Annotated in this window: 17 protein-coding genes and 1 tRNA gene; 8 read left to right on the top strand and 10 right to left on the bottom strand. The window is 69.4% G+C overall.

Annotation, left to right across the window (positions count from 1 at the left end; all coding sequences use genetic code 11):
• Window positions 1-184 precede the first annotated feature (184 nt).
• A complete protein-coding gene (locus ACIGWZ_RS32520) occupies window positions 185-610 on the top strand; it encodes a hypothetical protein (RefSeq protein WP_400070332.1) in 426 nt (141 codons plus the stop codon).
• 255 nt (window positions 611-865) lie between these two features.
• Here the strand turns inward: ACIGWZ_RS32520 and ACIGWZ_RS32525 are convergent, their stop codons facing one another.
• The 3 genes from ACIGWZ_RS32525 to ACIGWZ_RS32535 all read right to left on the bottom strand — a co-directional run bounded on the left by ACIGWZ_RS32525 (window position 866) and on the right by ACIGWZ_RS32535 (window position 2,701).
• Window positions 866-1,375 carry a glycine-rich domain-containing protein gene (locus ACIGWZ_RS32525; RefSeq protein ID WP_400070334.1) on the bottom strand — a complete coding sequence of 170 codons (510 nt, stop codon included), beginning with the start codon at window positions 1,373-1,375 and terminating at the stop codon, window positions 866-868.
• A gap of 97 nt (window positions 1,376-1,472) precedes the next feature.
• Window positions 1,473-2,021 (bottom strand): SRPBCC family protein, encoded by a 549-nt coding sequence (locus ACIGWZ_RS32530; RefSeq protein ID WP_400070335.1) that lies wholly within the window; start codon window positions 2,019-2,021, stop codon window positions 1,473-1,475.
• An 83-nt stretch (window positions 2,022-2,104) separates the two neighbouring features.
• Window positions 2,105-2,701, bottom strand: coding sequence for a TetR/AcrR family transcriptional regulator (locus ACIGWZ_RS32535; RefSeq protein ID WP_400070337.1), 597 nt, complete (start codon window positions 2,699-2,701; stop codon window positions 2,105-2,107).
• Window positions 2,702-2,900: 199 nt separating this feature from the next.
• On the opposite strand from ACIGWZ_RS32535, the gene ACIGWZ_RS32540 reads away from it, so the two are divergent.
• The 3 genes from ACIGWZ_RS32540 (at window position 2,901) to ACIGWZ_RS32550 (ending at window position 6,425) form a co-directional block, all read left to right on the top strand.
• A complete protein-coding gene (locus ACIGWZ_RS32540) occupies window positions 2,901-3,434 on the top strand; it encodes a nucleoside-triphosphatase (RefSeq protein ID WP_400070339.1) in 534 nt (177 codons plus the stop codon).
• 100 nt (window positions 3,435-3,534) lie between these two features.
• Entirely contained in the window at window positions 3,535-4,443 is a 909-nt protein-coding gene (locus ACIGWZ_RS32545) for a hypothetical protein (protein WP_400070340.1), read from the top strand.
• Entirely contained in the window at window positions 4,440-6,425 is a 1,986-nt protein-coding gene (locus tag ACIGWZ_RS32550) for a hypothetical protein (protein WP_400070341.1), read from the top strand. Before ACIGWZ_RS32545 ends, ACIGWZ_RS32550 begins: the two co-directional genes overlap by 4 nt.
• A 70-nt stretch (window positions 6,426-6,495) precedes the next feature.
• Here ACIGWZ_RS32550 and ACIGWZ_RS32555 read toward each other — a convergent pair whose 3' ends face one another.
• The gene (locus tag ACIGWZ_RS32555) at window positions 6,496-7,194 is read right to left on the bottom strand and encodes a TetR family transcriptional regulator C-terminal domain-containing protein (protein ID WP_400070343.1); all 699 of its coding nucleotides are present in this window, start codon (window positions 7,192-7,194) and stop codon (window positions 6,496-6,498) included.
• Between the two features lie 81 nt (window positions 7,195-7,275).
• On the opposite strand from ACIGWZ_RS32555, the gene ACIGWZ_RS32560 reads away from it, so the two are divergent.
• Together ACIGWZ_RS32560 and ACIGWZ_RS32565 are read left to right on the top strand one after the other, a co-directional pair.
• Window positions 7,276-7,740, top strand: coding sequence for an ester cyclase (locus tag ACIGWZ_RS32560; protein ID WP_400070345.1), 465 nt, complete (start codon window positions 7,276-7,278; stop codon window positions 7,738-7,740).
• A 23-nt stretch (window positions 7,741-7,763) separates the two neighbouring features.
• Complete coding sequence (locus tag ACIGWZ_RS32565) at window positions 7,764-8,231, top strand: DUF3237 domain-containing protein (RefSeq protein ID WP_400070347.1); 468 nt, start codon at window positions 7,764-7,766, stop codon at window positions 8,229-8,231.
• A 181-nt stretch (window positions 8,232-8,412) separates the two neighbouring features.
• On the opposite strand, the gene ACIGWZ_RS32570 is transcribed toward ACIGWZ_RS32565, so the two are convergent.
• From ACIGWZ_RS32570 to ACIGWZ_RS32590, 5 genes are all read right to left on the bottom strand, one after another.
• Complete coding sequence (locus ACIGWZ_RS32570; protein ID WP_400070349.1) at window positions 8,413-9,636, bottom strand: beta-ketoacyl-[acyl-carrier-protein] synthase family protein; 1,224 nt, start codon at window positions 9,634-9,636, stop codon at window positions 8,413-8,415.
• On the bottom strand, window positions 9,633-9,923 hold the full coding sequence (locus ACIGWZ_RS32575; protein WP_400070351.1) for an acyl carrier protein: 291 nt from the start codon (window positions 9,921-9,923) through the stop codon (window positions 9,633-9,635). Before ACIGWZ_RS32575 ends, ACIGWZ_RS32570 begins: the two co-directional genes overlap by 4 nt.
• 61 nt (window positions 9,924-9,984) lie before the next feature.
• Entirely contained in the window at window positions 9,985-12,141 is a 2,157-nt protein-coding gene (locus ACIGWZ_RS32580; protein ID WP_400070352.1) for an MMPL family transporter, read from the bottom strand.
• Between the two features lie 183 nt (window positions 12,142-12,324).
• Complete coding sequence (locus tag ACIGWZ_RS32585) at window positions 12,325-13,587, bottom strand: WS/DGAT domain-containing protein (protein ID WP_400070354.1); 1,263 nt, start codon at window positions 13,585-13,587, stop codon at window positions 12,325-12,327.
• Window positions 13,588-13,707: 120 nt separating this feature from the next.
• Entirely contained in the window at window positions 13,708-14,310 is a 603-nt protein-coding gene (locus ACIGWZ_RS32590) for a hypothetical protein (RefSeq protein WP_400070356.1), read from the bottom strand.
• 274 nt (window positions 14,311-14,584) lie between these two features.
• Here ACIGWZ_RS32590 and ACIGWZ_RS32595 point away from each other — a divergent pair, with 274 nt between their 5' ends.
• Window positions 14,585-16,033: a pyridoxal phosphate-dependent decarboxylase family protein gene (locus tag ACIGWZ_RS32595; protein WP_400070358.1), complete on the top strand. Its 1,449-nt coding sequence runs from the start codon at window positions 14,585-14,587 to the stop codon at window positions 16,031-16,033.
• Between the two features lie 207 nt (window positions 16,034-16,240).
• Here the strand turns inward: ACIGWZ_RS32595 and ACIGWZ_RS32600 are convergent.
• Window positions 16,241-16,325: transfer RNA gene (locus ACIGWZ_RS32600), tRNA-Leu, on the bottom strand.
• 105 nt (window positions 16,326-16,430) lie between these two features.
• Here ACIGWZ_RS32600 and ACIGWZ_RS32605 point away from each other — a divergent pair.
• Window positions 16,431-17,756 (top strand): DUF2254 domain-containing protein, encoded by a 1,326-nt coding sequence (locus ACIGWZ_RS32605; protein WP_400070360.1) that lies wholly within the window; start codon window positions 16,431-16,433, stop codon window positions 17,754-17,756.
• Window positions 17,757-17,785: the final 29 nt, after the last annotated feature.

Consider the following 17,785-nt stretch of genomic DNA (forward strand, 5'->3'; position numbering starts at 1 on the left):
AGACCGCTGGCGATCGATATCTTCGCGATCAGCAACATTGCAGTCGAAAGGCGGCTTTCGGGCTACGGGAGGCCGCGCAGCCCGAACGCGAAGCGCCCCCTCCTGGAGGGTGAGACCTCGGCCGGGGCGCCCGACGGGGACCATAATGGCTGCCCGCCCGCACGCTCCAAGAGGGGACCGAAGAATGCCCACGCACTCCGCACGACCCGCGCCCCATTCGCGGTACGCCACCGAGCGCCCCGTTCCGCCCGCGACCCGGCGTCGGCCTGCCGTCGTGCTTGCGCTGCTGATCGGCCTGCTGGTCGCCGGCGTCACGCCGGCCGCGGCGGTGGGCCGCGGTACGACCGAGGCCACCCGGGTGACCACCACGGCCGCCGCCCCCGCGCAGCAGACCGTGTACCGCCAGGCCTCGTCCCACGCGGCGCCCGCCAAGACCGTCCTCGCCGGCAAGACGTCCAAATCGAAGAAGCGCAGCAGCAAGAGCGGCATCAAGGGTCTCGTGGGCTTTCTGATCCTGCTGTTGTTCTTCGGGCTGCTTTTCGTGGGCCTGGTGATCTGGGTGGTCGTCCGCACCAAGCGCCGCGCGGCGCTGGAGCAGCGCAACGGGTAGCGCCTGACCCACGTGAACGGTTCCCACCACGCCCGGCTGTTCCGGTACCGGCCGTAGCCTGCCGCACTGTTGCCGCCGCCGTGGATTGCTCATCCGGTGACCGTCCGCGGGAGGGGTCGCAATGGCGGCGGTGCGGCGGGGCTGCGCTCGATCCCGGGATTACGGAGCCGACGTCACGTGTTCATCAAGGCGGGGGCCGTCACCGCAGCGCCCCCGCCCGAACCGTCGATCGGGCGGGCTGCCGCCGGTGAGGCGCTAGTCGCCCCCGCCCCCACCGCAGGACGAGCCGCACGAAGAACCGCACGACGAACCGCACGACGAAGTGGAACAGCCGCCGCCCGGATGACCGGGCCGCCGCCTGCACCTCGCCCCCACCGGGACCGGCGCGCCTGCCGCCCCCGTCCACAGTTCCTTGTCGGCGCTGAACCCGGCCTCTTCGATCAGCGCCACGGTCCGCAGATGCGCATCCGGGGCGTGATCGGCTTCGTCCGGTCCGTCGGGGTAGTGGTGTACGAAGCGACCGAGCCGGACGCACAGCCTGGCGTACAGCGCCGTGTGCAGGATGAGGGCGTGCCACCCCTCGTCGACCATGCGTGAAGGCCGGATGGACGTCGCCGGGAACTTCGCGGCGGCCACGACGAACTTCAGGGCTTCTTCCACGACACGCCGGGCCATAGGCTCGTCCATGTCGGGGTTGTTGTCCATGACCGTTGCGACAACGCCCTTGAGTGCCTCAGGAGTGAGCAAGTCGCGTACCTCGTGCATGTCATGCCTTCCTTCCTGGAGTGCTTCCTTGGGCGCCCGTTCCGGCCGTTCGACCTGCCAGGATTGATCCGGCCGGGACGGGAGTCTGTCCGCTCGGTCACCCCGCCTGCCGACCGCTGCGCTGCGAGCCGTCCGCCGCGCCGGTCAGGGGTGACTCCAGATGGCGCTTGAGACGCTGCAGCGTGGTGCCGATGTTGGTGTTGTTGGCGCCGATGCGGTCGCGGACGCCGGTGATCACGATGGCGAAGGGAAGGAACCACAGCGGCACCCGTAGCCAGTTGGTCTCCGTGACGGTGCAGCCCTCCGCCGTGGGTGCGATGTCGTACTGCCAGCGGGAGATGGGCACCCCGAGCGCCGCCGTCACCTCGTAGGCGAAGCACCGGCCCGGATCCGCGTCCGTGATGCGGCAGTTGGTGACCCAGCGACGCAGGCCGTTGCGATTGTGGCCGCGGAATCGAGCACCCACCGCCGGGGCGATGGCTCCGCCCAGCCAGCGGGCACGGTGGGCCTCTTCGGCGAGACGGATCATGACGGGCGGATCGCTGATCACGCGGTACGCATCGGCCGGGGTCGTCCTGATGGCGACCGTGCCGGTGGCCGCGGCGTCCGGGAATCGCGGGATGCGCGGCAGACGTGGTACGGGCATCGGAGCCTCCTCCACTGATGTAATCAGTGATTACATCAGTGCGCGGAGTGAGGGTCAATACCCCGCGAAATACGGTCAGTTGGTCAATTGGCGATGCCGAGGCCGAAGGCGTCCAGGACCTGCTCGGCCAGCTGCTCCGCCCGGTCCGGCGGCAGGTACCCGTCCACGATCATCTGCGAAAGGCCGTAGACGACCGCCTGGCCGGCCAGTCCCACGACCGCGGGGTCGCCGGGGCGCAGCACACCGGCCTTCTGGTCGGCGACGATGATGTCGGTGAAGAGCCGCTCGATGTCGGAGAGCCGCTGGTGCAGTTCGGCCGGCTGACTGCCGCCGAAGACTCGGCTTCTGATCAGCTCGAAGCGGCGCGGGTGACGGATCGCGAACCGGACGAAGCCCAGGCCGAGCGCGCGCATCACGGAACCCTCGACGTCCGCGACCATGCCGAGCTGCCACTCCCCGAAGTCGGCCAGGATGCGGTCGGCGACCGCCGTCAGCAGCGCCTGCCGATCGGCGAAATGCCGGAACGGCGCCCCCGGCGACACCCCTGCCCGGCGCGCGACTTCACGGACGGTCACCCGCTCCATCCCGCGCTCGTCCAACAACTCGATCGCCGCGGCGGTGAGCGCGGCAGGGAGATCGCCATGGTGATAACCAGCGCGCTCGGAGGACTTGCCCTTCATGTACGCAGTGCTACCACACACCGGCCGGCGAACACCGGGGGCAACCGAGGCGAGGCCAGACGGCACGCTCCTCGCCGACCGACCCGACTCTCCGCATCCGCTGCCGCCCGAACGGTCCGGACAGGCACAACACCCGATCGGCCGAGTACGTCGACCGGCGGGCCGGGAACCCGTAAGGCGGACCTGTACGGAGCGCAAGATGACGACAAGAATCCTGCTGGAGGGCCGCCCCGGCGTGGGCAAGACGACCGCCGTCCGCCGATTGGCCGCGCTTCTGCGCACCCGTAGGGCCGTCGGCTTCACCACGGAGGAGATCCGGCAAGGCGGCACCCGGGTCGGTTTCGCGCTGGAAACGCTGACGGGCGGTCTGCGCGGCGTACTCGCCCATGTCGACTTCCCCGGTCCGCCCCGGGTAGGCCGCTACGGCGTCGACCTGGACGTCATGGAACGGCTCGCGCTGCCGCCGCTCAGGTCGGCGGCGGCGGATCCGGCTCCCGGGGAGCTCGCGCTGATCGACGAGCTCGGGCGCATGGAGCTGGCGTGCACCGCGTTCCGGGATACGGTCCGCTGCCTGTTCGCGTCCGACATCGACCTCGTCGCCACCGTCCACGCGAAGAACGATCCGTTCACCGACGCCCTCAAGCGGCGGGCCGGCATCGAACTCGTCCACGTGACCTGGGCGAACCGCGACGAACTTCCTGAGGCTCTGGCAGCCCGGCTCGAAAGTCCGTGAAGACTCCTCCTTCATCGCCGGGCCTCGGTCTCCCTTGGAGTTCGGTGCGTTGAGAACGGGCGGCGGCTCGATTGTCAGTGGCTGCTCGTACGATTTCAGCATGGAAGCCAAGGCCATGGAACAAACGCTGCGTGAGCGCCCCGACGAGGAAGCCTCGTGGGCCGCCTACGGCGCTTGTCTACGGCAACAGGGCGATGTCCGGGGCGAGTTGATCCGTCTGGAACAGCGCCACGCGCACGCCAGGCCCGCCGACCGGGACGCGTTCAGGCGCCGCATCGATCAGCTGGTGGAAGAGCACCGGAAGAGCTGGAACGCGGAGCTGCCACCCGAGGTGACCGTGCAGGTGCGCCGGCACGGGTTCGCGCTGAAGGTCGCCGTCGAATGGTCCGAAAAGGCGCCCACGCTGATCGAACAGGCGCTGCGGGGCCGCCTGGTGACCGGATTGCGTATCCGTCCGAGCGATGAGGCGGAGGATGCGGACGACGACTACTACAACGACGAGCCCGACTTCGACGAGGACGACCTGCCGCTGCCGCCGCCGCCCCACGACAGCGGCGCCCTGGCGGACCTCGACTTCGGCGGGCTGACCGACCTCAGCCTCGCGTACTTCCGCATCGGCGATCCCGGCGCCGAGGCCCTCGCCGCCGCGACCTCGAACGGACGGATAGAGACGCTCGACCTGCGCTATTGCGGCCTCGGCGACTCCGGACCGATGGCCCTCGGCGCATCCCCGACCTTCCGCAACGTCCGCCGCCTGCACCTTCAGCGCAACCAGCTCACCGCCGAGGGGGTGCGCGCGCTGGCGCGTTTCGAGCGGCTCGAAGAGCTCGACCTCCGTTACAACCGGATCGGTGCGGACGGGGCACAGGCCCTGATCGAGGCACCGTTCGTCGGCTCGCTCAAGCGCCTGCTGCTCCACCGCGAGGACGTCTCCGACGCCGGCGTACAGATACTGGCGCACGCCCCACAGCTTCCGACCGCCCTGCGCAGCTTCTGGAGGAGCGTATGAGCACCGAACTCCGCGACCGGTTCTTTGCTCTGTCGACCGGCCAGGCCCCCGCGGACGAGGTTGCCCGGTACCGCGCCGAGGTCGACGCGACCGACGCCGAGCCCGCGACGACGCTGGACGGACTCGCGATCTCCTGGCACCCCACCGCGCGCTTCAAGGCGGTGCGCTTCGTCGACGCCGAGCGCATCGACGATGACGTGCGCCAGCAGTTCGCGCGGCCCAGCGAGCCGGCGCCCCACCTGGCCGCCGTCTTCGTCGACCCCCGTGAACTGTCGTTCCGTACCTTCGAGAACATCGTGCCGCTCGACCGCTGGTTCGCGGATGCTCCACTGGAGCTCGAGCTCAGCGAGCCCGTGGAACTCACGAAGGACGCGTACGCGTCAACGCTGCGGCTCCCGGACGCCGACCGCGCCCGCCTCGAAGGCCTCGACGCGCTGAACCTCTACGTCCCGCCGCTCAACGCCGCCACCCGCGGCGGCGAACGCTTCATCTTCCACTCGGCACTGCTCGCCGAGGCACTCACCGAAGCGGTGCGCGCGGCGATGCCGAAGCAGCTGCTCGACGGCTTCTCCCATGTGAACCCCGTGTTCCGCTGCAACCGCTTCGAGCCCGGCGACTCCCCTTTCCACCGTCACCGCGACACGCCCTACTACGACGCCGCCCGCGGGCACATCTCCCGCTACACGGTGCTTCTCTATCTCACCGGCGGCTCGGGAGATCCCGCGCTCGACCTCACCGGGGGCACGGCGGTCGAGGACATTGCAAGCTTCACCTGCGTCGTCTTCGACCAGCGGTACGAGCACGAGGGCGCGCCCTTCCGCGACGGCCGCAAGGTCTTCCTGCGCACCGAACTCATCTTCGCCGAGGATCCCGAGGTCACCCACGACCCGGAGATCGGCGCGCTGTTCAGCAAGGCCTGCTATCTGACCGGCGAGAGCGTCTTCGCCCCGGAACTCGCCCGCCACGCCGACGCCTACTTCAACCAGGTCGCCGCCGCGCACTGGAGCGGCCTCACCCGCGATCCCGCGCGCGAGCCGTACGTCCACAAGCAGTTCCGCGGCGTGCATTTCGTCGCGAACGGCTATGACTTCTGGTTCGCCAAGAGTGAGACGCTCTCGCTCGCCGAGTGCGCCGCGATCACGCTGCTCGACTACTTCAACTGCAAGCTCGGCGAGACCGCCTTCCGCGACCTGTGCGCATCGGCCGTGATCGAGGCCGAGGACGACGCATGGATCCCCGCCTTCCTCAAGGACGACGACAAGGGCGGCGCCGACGCCTCGGCGGTGCCGCCGATCGACAAGTCCGCTCTCTTCCCCGAGTCGGAGCAGACCGACAACACCTGCTGCCCGTTCCACGACTTCGGCCGGTTCGACCCCACGCGTCTCGACGAGATCGTCGATCTGAACGAGCGTGCGCAGAGCTTCGCGAAGGCGCACATCATGCCCGCGCCGATTCTGATACTCGGGGAGGACGCGGTCCTCGATCCGGAGAAATTCGTGATCCGGGGCAACCAGATCCACGTGCTGGGCAAGGAGTCACTCACCCCCGTGAACTTCGCCGCATGCTGGAACGCCGGCGGAGTCCCCGGCAACTACATCGACGTGGCGGCCACGGTCGGCGCGGCGCACTTCCTCGTGCCGCCGATCGTCTTCTCCGAGACGGACGACTGCTACCACCTGCAGTTCGACTTCTTCCGTAACACCTGGATGGTGCAGCACCAGCAGGCCACGGTCCCCGTCCCCAAGATCAGCTCACTCGCCGATCTGGACCTGGACGAACTCGAAGAGGGCGCGAGCGAACCCTGGATGGACGCCGTCGATCCCGCGCTGGTCGATGGCGGCTCGCGCAAGCGCCCCACTCCGTGGTGGGCCGACGGCTCTCCCCTGGTCGACGAGCTCTACGACTATCTCAGCGACTACGCGTACGAGCACTACGACGAAGAGGACGACGAGGACGAAGAGGAGGGCGAGGTCGGAGCCTGAGAGAGCCGCCGGCCGGCGCGACGACGACTCGCCACCACCCGTCGCGGAAAGCGACCACGGCGGCCGCGGGTTACCTCTGACCGGCCCCGTTGGCCGGCGGCTGCTCGTCGGCCGGTGCGAGCAACCCGTTGACGATGCGTCGGACCTTGGCGGCCGCGTCGGGGTCGCCCAGGCGCATCGCGGTGTTGGCGGCGGTGAGGACGGCGTCGATGTGGAAGGCCGTGAGTTCCGGGTCCAGCTCTGCGATCTCCCCGGCGTCGACCGCGTGGCGCAGCTCGTCGGCGAGGCGGGCAAGCCAGGCATTGTGGTGGAGCAGCAGGGTGTCCCGGACCTTGCCGGGGCGGCTGTCGAAGTCCGGGAGGTTGGCGGCCCAGAAGCAGCCGCCCACGAACAGGGGGGTCTCCGCGTAGACGGTCCAACGTTCCGTCAGCGCGCGTAGTCGGGCGGCCCCCACCGGTGCGGTCAGCGCAGGGCGGATGACCGCTTCGGTGAACTCGTGAAGCGCCATTTCGGCGGCGGCCAGCTGCAGGTTCTCCTTGGTCTTGAACAGCGTCTGGATGCCGCTCTTGCTCAGTTCGAGGTCGGCGGCCAGTCGGCCGATGCTGAGGCCGTTCAGCCCCTCCAGCGAAGCGATGTCGACGGCGCGTCGTGCGATCTTGTGTCTGGTCCGGGCGCCACGGACAAGGCGCTGGTCCGCCGTGATCTCATCCGGCGCTGTGAGTACGGGAACGACCGCTGCCGACTCCTGAGGCCCTTCATGTTCGTCCATCGGCCTCATCCTGCCACAGCCTTGCCTAGACGTACGACCGATCGTATGTTTTGTTTTCGTTCCGGCTGAAGGAGGCCAACCATGCACGACCGACGGATGTTTGAGCTGGCTCATGCGCTGGCCGTCGCCAAGAGCCGACAGGACGTTCCCGCCGCCCTACGCCTCTTCCATCCCTGCATCGCGCTGGAGACCCCGGCCTTCGGTACGACGGCCCGCGGCCCGGCGGAGAACGAGAAGGTGCTGAGGCGGTTCTTCGCCGCTTTCCCCGACTACGACGTCTCCCTGCACGGACACGCGAGCAACGAGGACACGCTCGTGTGCTGGGGAACGGCACGGATGACCATGACGGGCGACCGGTTCGGCGTACTCCCCAGCGGCAAACGCGCCGAGGTTCCGGTGTTCGTCCAGTTCACCTTCAAGGACGACCTCATCGCAAGTGAGCGGTTCTTTTTCGACCTGGCCACGCTGTGCGCCCAGTCCGGTGTCTCCACGGACGCGGTCCGACGCACGCTGTTCCCCGAGAGCACGAGAGGCGACGCCGTATGACAACAGATCCGCGCGTAAAGGATGTGGGCGACATCCGAACGGCGCACCTCTTCGACATCGTCGTCGATCTGAACCCCCGCCTGCCCATCGGCAGCGGCCCGTTCGGCCGACGTGTCCTCTTCGGAGCCGCCGGAGGCACGTTCCACGGCCCCCGTCTGCACGGCAACGTCGTGCCCGGAGGCGGGGACTGGGCGCTGTTCGACCCCGACGGAACGATGTCCTTGGACGTGCGCCTGACACTGCGTACCCATGACGGCGCCCTCCTGTACATGACCTACGCCGGTCGCTGGGTCACCCCGGCCGCACTGCGCGACGCCATGACAGACACTGCCACCCGGCACCACGTCGACCCCGCGCACTACTACTTCCGGACCAACCCCCTCTTCGAGACCGGAGCCGAGCCCTACGCATGGCTCAACGGAATCGTCTGCGTGGGCTCGGGCTACCTCGTCGAAGGAGGCATCGCCTACAAGGTCTCCGAGGTCCTGTGACCGTCAGCAACGGATACCTGACCGCCCCGGCGGATCGCCGTACCGGGAAGGCGGGCTTCCCCGGGCGAAGTGACGCAGGCCGTCAGCCGCCGAGGGAGGTCCGGCAGGGGGCCGGCAGGGCGCCCGCCGACCCCCTGCCGGACGACGGCCCCACCGGCCCGTTCCGTCTGCGGCGGAAACACTACGGCGCCCGGAAGGCCAGGACCGCGTTCTGGCCGCCGAAGCCGATGGAGTTGCTGAGTGCCGCCCGCACGCGCTGGGAGCGGGGTGCTTTGGTGACGACGTCCAGATCGATGTCGGGGTCGAGGAGGTCAAGGTTGGCGGTCGGCGGGATGGTCTGGTGTTGCAGCGTCAGGACCGTGATGGCGGCCTCGATGGCGCCCGCGCCGCCGATCGAGTGTCCGAGGACGCTCTTGTTCGCCGTAACCGGCGGCGGTGCGCCGAAGACGGAGCAGAGGGCGCGCGCTTCGGAGAGGTCGTTCTGCTGAGTGGACGTTCCGTGGGCGTTGATGTGGTCGATGTCCGACGCCGACAGGGCGGCATCGGCGAGTGCGGCGCGGATGGCCCGTGCCGCTCCCTGGCCCTCCGGGTCGGGCGAGGTGAAGTGGTAGCCGTCGGCGGAGGCTCCGTATCCGGCGAGGAGGGCACGGACCGGCGCATTTCTGGCTTGGGCGTCCGCCAGCCGTTCCAGTACGAGGACGCCCGCGCCCTCGCCCAGCACGAACCCGTCCCGGTCCGCGTCGAACGGCCTGCACGCACCGGCAGGGTCGTGGACCCTGGTGGACAGCGCGCCCATCTGGCCGAATCCGGCCGCGGGCAGCGGTTTGCAGACGCTTTCGCTGCCGCCGGTGATCACGATGTCGCACGCGCCGGAGCCGAGCAGGTCGCGGCCGACGCCGATGGCGGTACTCCCGGACGCACAGGCGGTGGAGGTGACCAGGCTGGGGCCCAGCGCCTGGAGATCCGCGCTGATCTCGCCGGCGAGCATGTTGGGCACGGTACGCGTGATGCACAAGGGGGAAATCGCCTTGTGCCGACCGCTGTCGAGCAGGCCGTAGTCCTTCTGCGCCTGGTCGTTGCCGCCGCTTCCGTTGCCGAGGACCACGGCGACGCGGGCCCCGTCCCAGGCGGCAGTGTCCCAACCGGCATCGGTGACCGCTTCGCGGGCGGCGACCAGCCCCATTTGGATGAACTTGTCGATACGCCAGCTCAATCGGCGCCCGAGGCGGGCCGTGGGGTCGAAGTCGGCCACCCTGCAGGAGAAGTCCACCGGAAGGCCGGCCAGTTGCTCGTCCCTGGTCGCCCGCGACCGGCCGGAGAGCATCCCGTCCCAAGTGGAGGGGACACCGATCCCGGCGGGGGTCACCAGTCCCAGTCCGGTGACCGCGACGTCGACCGCCTTCATGGGCCGGTGGGGGTGGTCGACACTTCCGGCTGGGCGGTGTCCGTGCCCGCGGCCTTCCTGCCGTCGCGTCTCTCCTCGACGATCCGGCAGAACTCCCCGAGGGTCGGCTTGAGGTCCTCCTCCGTCAGCTGAACGCCGAGCTGTTCCTCGATGATCACGCTGAGTTCGACGACCGAGAGCGAGTCGAGTTCCAGGCCCTCGAAGGTGGCGTTGGGTGTGATGGTGTCTTCCGGCACGCCCAGGTGCTCGGTGAGCAGGCCGGTGATCCATTCGTATGTGGTGGTCATGAGGGTTCCTCGTGAAGGTGGGTGCGGGTGGGTGGATGCGGAAACGTCCCGGGCCGACTCGTCAGCCCCTGACACGACGTGGCATTCGTGGTGGTCGGTGCGGTACACGGATCCTGGCCAGACGGGACAGGACGAGGGCGCGGACCCGAAGGAGCGGAGCCGGGGCCCACCAGTTCCAGCGGCCCGCCAGGCCCATGAGGGCCGGAACGAGCAGGCATCGTACGAGCGTGGCGTCGATGGCCACCGTAAGGGCCAGACACACCCCGAGCTCCTGCAGAACTGCCAGCGAGGAGGCGGCCAGCGCGCCGAGGACGATGACGACGGCGAGAGCGCCGACGGTCACCAGCCGTCCGGTGCGCCGCAATCCGGTGACGACGGCCTGTTCGTTGTCTCCGGTGCGCAGATACTCCTCGCGGATGCGCGCCACCAGGAAGACCTCGTAGTCCATGGACAGGCCGAACGCGATACAGAAGACCACCGCCGGAATCAGCGGATCGACATGCCCGGTGGCCGTCCCGCCCAGGAGCCGGGACAGATGTCCGGTTTGGAAGAGGAACACCATGGCGCCGAACGCCACCGTCAGGCTGAGGAGGTTCATGACCACGGCCTTGACCGGGACGAGCACGCTCCCCGTGAAGAAGAACAGCAGCACGGCGATGGCGGCGATGACCAGCGCGGCGGCCCAGCCCAGATGCCGTGCCAGGGTCTTCTTCATGTCCACCAGCGCGGCCGTCTCCCCGGCCACCAGTACGGGGCCCGCCGCCTTCTGCGCCCGGACCGCGCCGACGAGCCGCTGAGCCGTCGCACTGTACGGTCCGGCTCGTGTGGTGACGGAGTACCAGGTCCCCTTCCCGGCGCCGTCGGCCGGCCGGCCGGGCGGCGCGGCGAGCCGTCGGCCGTCGCGGAAGTCTCCCCCGGCGCCCTGGACCAGGTCGGCCCCCGGCAGCCGGGAGAGGACATGGCCCATGCGTTCGGCGGCCTGGGAGCCCGCTGGGACCCGGGGGGCCAGCACCGTGAGCGTGCTCCCGTTCAGCAGCGGGAACTCGGCGCGCGCCCGCTCTGCGGCGAGGCGCGGAGCCGCGTCGCGGGGCAGCCAGTCCTCGTCGATGAACCCCATACGCGCCCCCGCGGCAGGCGCGGCGAGGAGTACGAGGAACGCGGAAACGGAGATCAGTACGGCCAGTGGGCGGCGCAGCACTGCACGGGCCAGCCGCTCCCAGAAGTCCGGCGCGCCGCCGTTGCGGGCCCGCCACCGCCGTACGCGCACGGGGCGACGGCTCAGGCGGCGTCCGAAAAGCGCGAGCAGCGCCGGCTGGACCACCAGCGCGGCGACCCCGGCCAGGCAGACCACCGCCACGGCACCGGCTCCCAGCGAGCGGTGGAAGGGCGTGGGGAAGAAAAGCAGCGCGCACAGGGACAGCGTCACCACCGCTACCGAGACCGCCACCGTGCGGCCCGCCGACCGCACGGTGGCGCGCACGGCGGCCGGCACCTCCAGACCACGGTCCAGCTCCTCGCGGAAGCGATTGACCATGATCAGGCTGTAGTCCACCGCCAGCCCGAAGCCCAGGGCGGTAAGGATGTTGAGCGCGAAGACGTTCACCGGATAGTGCCGCGCCAGCAGGTTCAGGACGGCCATGGCACCGGTAACGCTGATCAGCCCCATGGCGAGTGGCAGCGCACAAGCCAGCAGCGAGCCGAACACCACCAGGAGCACTGCCGAGACCAGCGGAACGCCGATCATCTCGGAGCTGACGAGGTCGCGGCGGCTCTGCTCTTCGGCGTACCGGTTGACGGACAGCCGTCCGGACGCCTCGACCTTCAACGGAGGCCGTGCACCGGCGTACTTCCGGATCAGGCGCTCCGCCGTGCGCGTCATCTGCTGGTCGTCGCCTGCGACGGCGAGCATCAGCAAGGCGGCATGCCGGTCGGCCGACAGCAAGGACGGGGTGGGCGAGGACCAGGGGTCGCGTACGAAGACGACACCGGGCTCGGCGGTCAGTTCGGCGACGAGTCGCCGACCGGCCGCCGACGCCTGCCGCCCGTCCACCGCACCCGTCGAACGGGCCACGAACATCAGCTTCGGGGTCCCGGATCCGTAGTCCTCCGTCAGCAGCCGCTCCGCGCGGCTCGACTCCGCCGACCGGTCGAAATAGCCGCCGTCCACCAGGCGTCCGTGCACACCGGCGGCAGCGACACCGCAACCGAGTACGGCCACGAGGGCCAGGAACAGGATCGGCCAGCGGTACCTGACGGCCCAGTGCCGAGGGACTGTGGCGGGCCGTGCCTTCTCCTGTTCCCCAACAGCTTCTCTGCTCATATGTACCTTCGATGTCCCCGATTTCCGTGGTGGCGCACTGGACGGCCGGTGGTCTGCGCGGCGCTGCGCGGCCCGTATGCATCAGAGCCCGGCGCGCGCCGTCATCTCGTCCAGCTCACGCATCCACAGCTGCACCAGGTCGTCGCAGCCCCCGACCGTCCGGTCCGCGACGAAGCAGATCTGCGCGGAGGCCGCGTAACTGGACAGGCACGCCGCGAGCGCATGGCCGGCCGGCAGAAGATTCAGCGGTACGGCCTCGGTGATGACCCGCTCGCCCAGGCGGAGACGCTTCCCGGGCCCTGGAACGTGGGAGGCCAGTACGGTGGTGCACCGCGGGTGCAGATCGAGTTCGAGGAGCCATCGGCCGAACCGCTCGGGGAGCAGTCGCCCCAGGGCGCCGGCGTGGGGATCGAACAGCGATGAACGGACCTTCCGCGTACGGACGTTCACGTACTTCAGCCGCTCTACGGGATCGTCCAGGTCGGCCGGGAGCCGTACGGCCGCACCCAGCACCGAGTTCCCCTTCTTGCCTGCATCGTCCCGACGCCGCAGGGTGACCGGCACCATCAAACGCATCGGTTGCCGGCCGAGCGGCCGGCCGTGTTCCCCGGACCACTTCTTGAGCGCGCCGGCGAGGGCCGACAAGTACAGATCGTTGGGCGTGACTCCGTATGCGGCGGCAAGTTTCCGGAGACGGGGCATCTCCACGCTGCCCCACGCATACTGCAGCTTGCCCGTCAGGGGAAAGGTGTGCGGTACGAGACGAGCGGCCCGGCGCAGCCCGCCCATGGCGCCGATGCCTTCGCGGACGGCGGTCGCCAGCTCGGCCGCCGTGCCGCGGCGGGCGGTGGACCCGGGCAGCGGTGCGCCGTCCGCGCGGGAGGCAGCGGGCCCGCTGAGGGTGCCACGAAAGATTTCGCTGAGCAGCATGCCGTCGAAGTGCGCGTGGTGACCCCGCAGTACGACGGCGAACTCACCGGGGGCGTAGCCGTGAAGAACCCACACTCCCCAGAGGCGCTTCGGCAAGGGTGCGGCGGCCAGATCCCCCAGCGCAGCCCGCAGCCCGTCCAGTCCCGTGCCCGCGGCGACAGGGATCCGAAATACATGGTCCTCGGCGGCAAACGGGACGCCCGCCTCCCGGCCACCCGGTGGCAATTCTCCGAGCTCCGGATAACGAGCCACCGCAAGGTCCACCAGGAGACACATTTCCTCGTGGTCGGGAACGTCACCCGTGATGCGGCTGACGCCTCCCACGGCGACCGACGTCTCCGGATGGGCCGCCGCGTAATCGAAGAAGGCTCCCTTCCCTTCCCTTGTGCCGGCCTGCCGCTGTGCCGTGGACACCGGATCCCGTCCAGCAGGGGTCTGACGAAGGGCGTCTCGCAGGCCCATGTCGATCCTTTCCTGAAAGAAATTCCGGAGTCGGGCCGAGAACGACGCGCCGACGACTCCGGCTCCTACGACCTAAAGAAGTCGACTGCGATGTCTGGCGAGTTCACCGAGAGTGTCCAGGGAGTTCTTCGAGCCCCCCAATAGCGAGGGGCCGTCCCCGACGAAGCGTTCACATATGCCGATGTGCGCGGCGTACACCTCGTCCACAACGTCCAACAGGCGCCGGTGGGCTTTACAGGAATCCATGCATATTTCACCGTGCATTGCACCCCAGGCGCGCAATCGGGCGATGAGAACGCGGTGATCGGCCGACCAGAGTCCGGAGAAGCGGGCGGCGGAATGCTGGGGCGGCTCCATGGAAGGGCGCACGACGAACTCGTACGCGGACCGGGAGAAGGACGCGGTCAGGCGCATGGCGGCGGCACTCGCCCGCAGGAAGGCGTGGGTGGCCTGTACTCCCTGTCCGCAGGAACGGCCACGTGGCGCGGCCAGTGCGTCCTGCAGGCCCACAATGGCAGCCTGGGTGAGCGCGAAGAACAGCCGGTGCCCGTGTATCCAGCGTTGCTGTGCGGGCGCATCCGGCTCCAGCCCCGAATCCGCCACCGGAGTGAGGCCGGCCGCATCGAGAGCCTGACGCAGTGCCGGTTCAGCGGCGGCTTCGGGCAGCGAGGCCATTGCGCTCACCGTGGTGGCCAGTGCCTCGGCGAGCAACGGGGCCGCTGGACCGGAGACCCGGACGACGCCGAAAAAGCTGTCGTAATCAGCTTCTCGCGAGTCGGACAACGGGCACCGGACCGCGCGGACCGGATGGCCCTTTCGAGCGGATGAACGCCATAGCGATTCAAGCCTCTCGGGCAGCTGCTCCGGGGAGGGAAGCCGGAGTTCGACACTAGAGTGACGCATAAGCGACACAGTAGACAAAATATAATAAGACCGCTATTTTTACGCCATGGGCGATGAGTTCGAGGCGGCGGTGGAAACGGCCACCAGGCAACTGGTCGCGCACTGGCAGGCGTTGGCAGCCCGAGAGCTGCCGGTGACCCCGCCGTGCGAACCCGGCTCGGTGCTTTCCGCGCTGCCGCCCGCGCCTCCCGAGCAGGCGGAGAGCCTCGAGGAGATGCTGGCGGACACCTGGAAGGTCATCGTCCCGGGCTTGACCCATTGGCAGCATCCGGCGTTCCTGGGCTACTTCCCGACCAACAACTCCCCGGCGTCCGTGCTCGCCGAGTTCGTCACAGCGGGGCTGGGCGTCCAGGGCATGATGTGGTCGACATCGCCGGCGGCCACGGAGCTGGAGCAACTGGTCACGGATTGGCTGGCCCAGGCCCTCGGCCTGCCGGAAGCCTTCCGCCATACGAGTGGCCGCGGCGGCGGAGTCATTCAGGACTCCGCTTCATCGGCGGTACTCGTAGCCACTGCCGCCGCCCTTCAACGGGCGTCGCAGGGGCGATGGCGTTCGTCCGGCACGGAGGGCCGCTACCGGCTGTACTGCACGGAACAGGCCCACTCCAGCGTGCGCAAGGGCTGCCGGCTCGCCGGCCTGGGCGAGCCGCAACTCATCGCCACCCTGCCGGGAACGGGCCGTATGGATCCCGACGCGCTCGGCGCACGGATCGCCGGCGACCGCGCGGCCGGCTCCCTCCCCGCCATCGTCGTCGCCACGGTCGGCACCACCGATACCTGTGCCGTCGACCCCGTGCCGGACATCGGCCGCCTGTGCCGAGAGGAGAACGTGTGGCTGCACGTGGATGCCGCCTACGCGGGCTCCGCGACACTGTGCCCCGAGTACCGGCACCTCAATGACGGTGTCGCCCTCGCCGACTCCTACGCCGTCAACGCCCACAAGTGGATGCGTACGGGGACCCCGTGCGACGTCCTGTGGACCTCCGACCGCACCGCGCTCATCGACGCCATGAGCATCGCCCCCTCATACCTGCGGAATCCCGCGACCGACTCCGGCCGGGTCGTGGACTTCCGCGACTGGCAGGTACCCCTCGGCCGCCCGATGCGTGCCCTCAAACTCTGGTACGTGATGCGGGCCCATGGCGTGCAAGGCCTGCGCGAAGCCATCCGTCACGACGTCCACCTGGCGGCCCAGCTTGCACGCCTCGTCGCGGCCGAACCCGGTTTCCACCTGGAGGTGCACGAACTGGGCCTGGTCGTCTTCCGCCGCGACACCGACGAGGACACCCGTCGCCTGATCTCCCGCCTGCAAACCGACCACACGCTCCTTTGCACCCCCGCAAGCGTCAACAGCCGCCCCGCCGTACGGGCCGCTTTCGGCTCCCCGTACGTCAACGCCGACACGGTGCACTACGTATGGGAACGGATCCGCACCCACGCCCAGGCCCCGGAGAAGGCCTCGGCCACCACCCGGAGCGCCGGGACCGCACGGTGACCTCGCCACCGACCCTTTGAACGAGCCACCCGCCACCACGGGCCGCACCCATCGACACCCGGGGACCCGGCCGCCGACCCGGGCCCGCTGCCCGGCGTCACGGTCCGACTGCCGCCGTCACCCGACTGCCGCCGTCGGATCGCGACGGCCGGCGCCCGACAACGACACATCCCCACGGCTTCGGAGAAGCCGTGGGGATGTGGTTTGTGTCCGAGGGGGGACTTGAACCCCCACGCCCGATAAAGGGCACTAGCACCTCAAGCTAGCGCGTCTGCCATTCCGCCACCCGGACTAGGTGTGATCTTCGCGGGGCGTTCCCCGCGGCGACATGGACAACAATACCAAGGTTTCGGAGTGCCTTTCACCTGCGTATCCGTGCGGGACATAAGCTCGCTTTATGGGTAATGAGGGACAACTCGCTCGGCCCCGGAAGCCGCGTCGGCCGCGGGTGCGGTCGTCGTTGCGGGAGCATCTGCGGGACACGTTCTGGTTCGCGCCGACGGCGGGGCTGGTGTGTGGGGTTCTGCTGTGGGTGGGGGCGGCGGCGGCCGATGCGGAGATTGTGTCGGCGTTGCAGGGGGCGAAGGCGTACGGCGAGGTCAGGGAGCTGATCTCGATTGCCGAGGACTCCAAGACCATCGTGACGACGATCAGCTCGGCGATGTTGACGTTCATCGGTGTCGTCTTCAGCATTTCGCTGGTGGCGGTACAGATGGCGAGTGGGCAGCTGACGCCTCGGGTGGTGCGGATCTTCATCCGTAGCCGGATCAGCAAGGCCACGCTCACCGTCTTTCTGGCGACGTTCCTGTTCTCGCTGCTGGTGCTGACGTCGCACGAGAGCGAGAGCAATGTGCGGCAGGTCACTTCGGTGCCCGTGGTGCAGAGTCTGCTGACCATGGCTCTGCTGGCGTTGAGCCTGTTGCTGTTCATTGCGTATGTGTCGGCGACGTTGCGGCTGATGCAGGTGGGGCCGGTGGTCGACCGGATTGCCCGGGAGACGTTCCGGATGATGGCGAGGGACGTGGGCGAGGGGCGGGACGAGGTGCCGTTGCCGGCCGAGACGGGGCGGGTGGCGCATCAGGGGCGGGCGGGGGTGCTGCTGGATGTGCATGTGGCGCGGCTGGTGCGGGTGGGGCGACGGCACGGGGCGGTGCTGCGGCTGATTCCGCGGATCGGGGATTTCGTGATGCCGGGGACGCCGGTGCTGGCGGTGCACGGCGGGACGGTGCCGCCGCGGTGGGCGGTGCGTTATGCGGTGTCGGTGGGGGTGGAGCGGACGTTTCACCAGGACCTGGGGTTGGGACTGCGGCAGCTGTCGGATATCGCGCTGCGGGCGTTGTCGCCGGCGGTGAACGATCCGACGACGGCGGTGCAGTGTCTGGACCGGATAGTGCAGATCTTGGCGGCGATGGTCCACCGGCCGCTCGGGGCGGTGTACCACCGGGACCGGCGGGGCGCGGTGCGGCTGGCGCAGAACGGGCCGGCGTGGGCCGATCTGGTGGATCTGGGTCTGACGGAGATCCGGGAGTCGTCGGTGTGCAGTCCGCAGGTGACGCGGCGGCTGCTGGCGGGGATCGATGATCTGTTGCTGCTGGCGCCGGAGGAGCGGCGGGAGCCGTTGGTGCGGCACCGTACGCTCCTGCTCCAGGCGGTGGAGCGTACGGTGCCGACGGCCGCCGAGCGGCGGTTCGCCTCCCGCCCCGACCGTCAGGGAATCGGGTGAGCGGGTGGTGCCGCGAGGGCGCGCCGTGA

It is taken from the genome of Streptomyces sp. NPDC053427, from assembly GCF_044544985.1.
Taxonomy (GTDB): domain Bacteria; phylum Actinomycetota; class Actinomycetes; order Streptomycetales; family Streptomycetaceae; genus Streptomyces.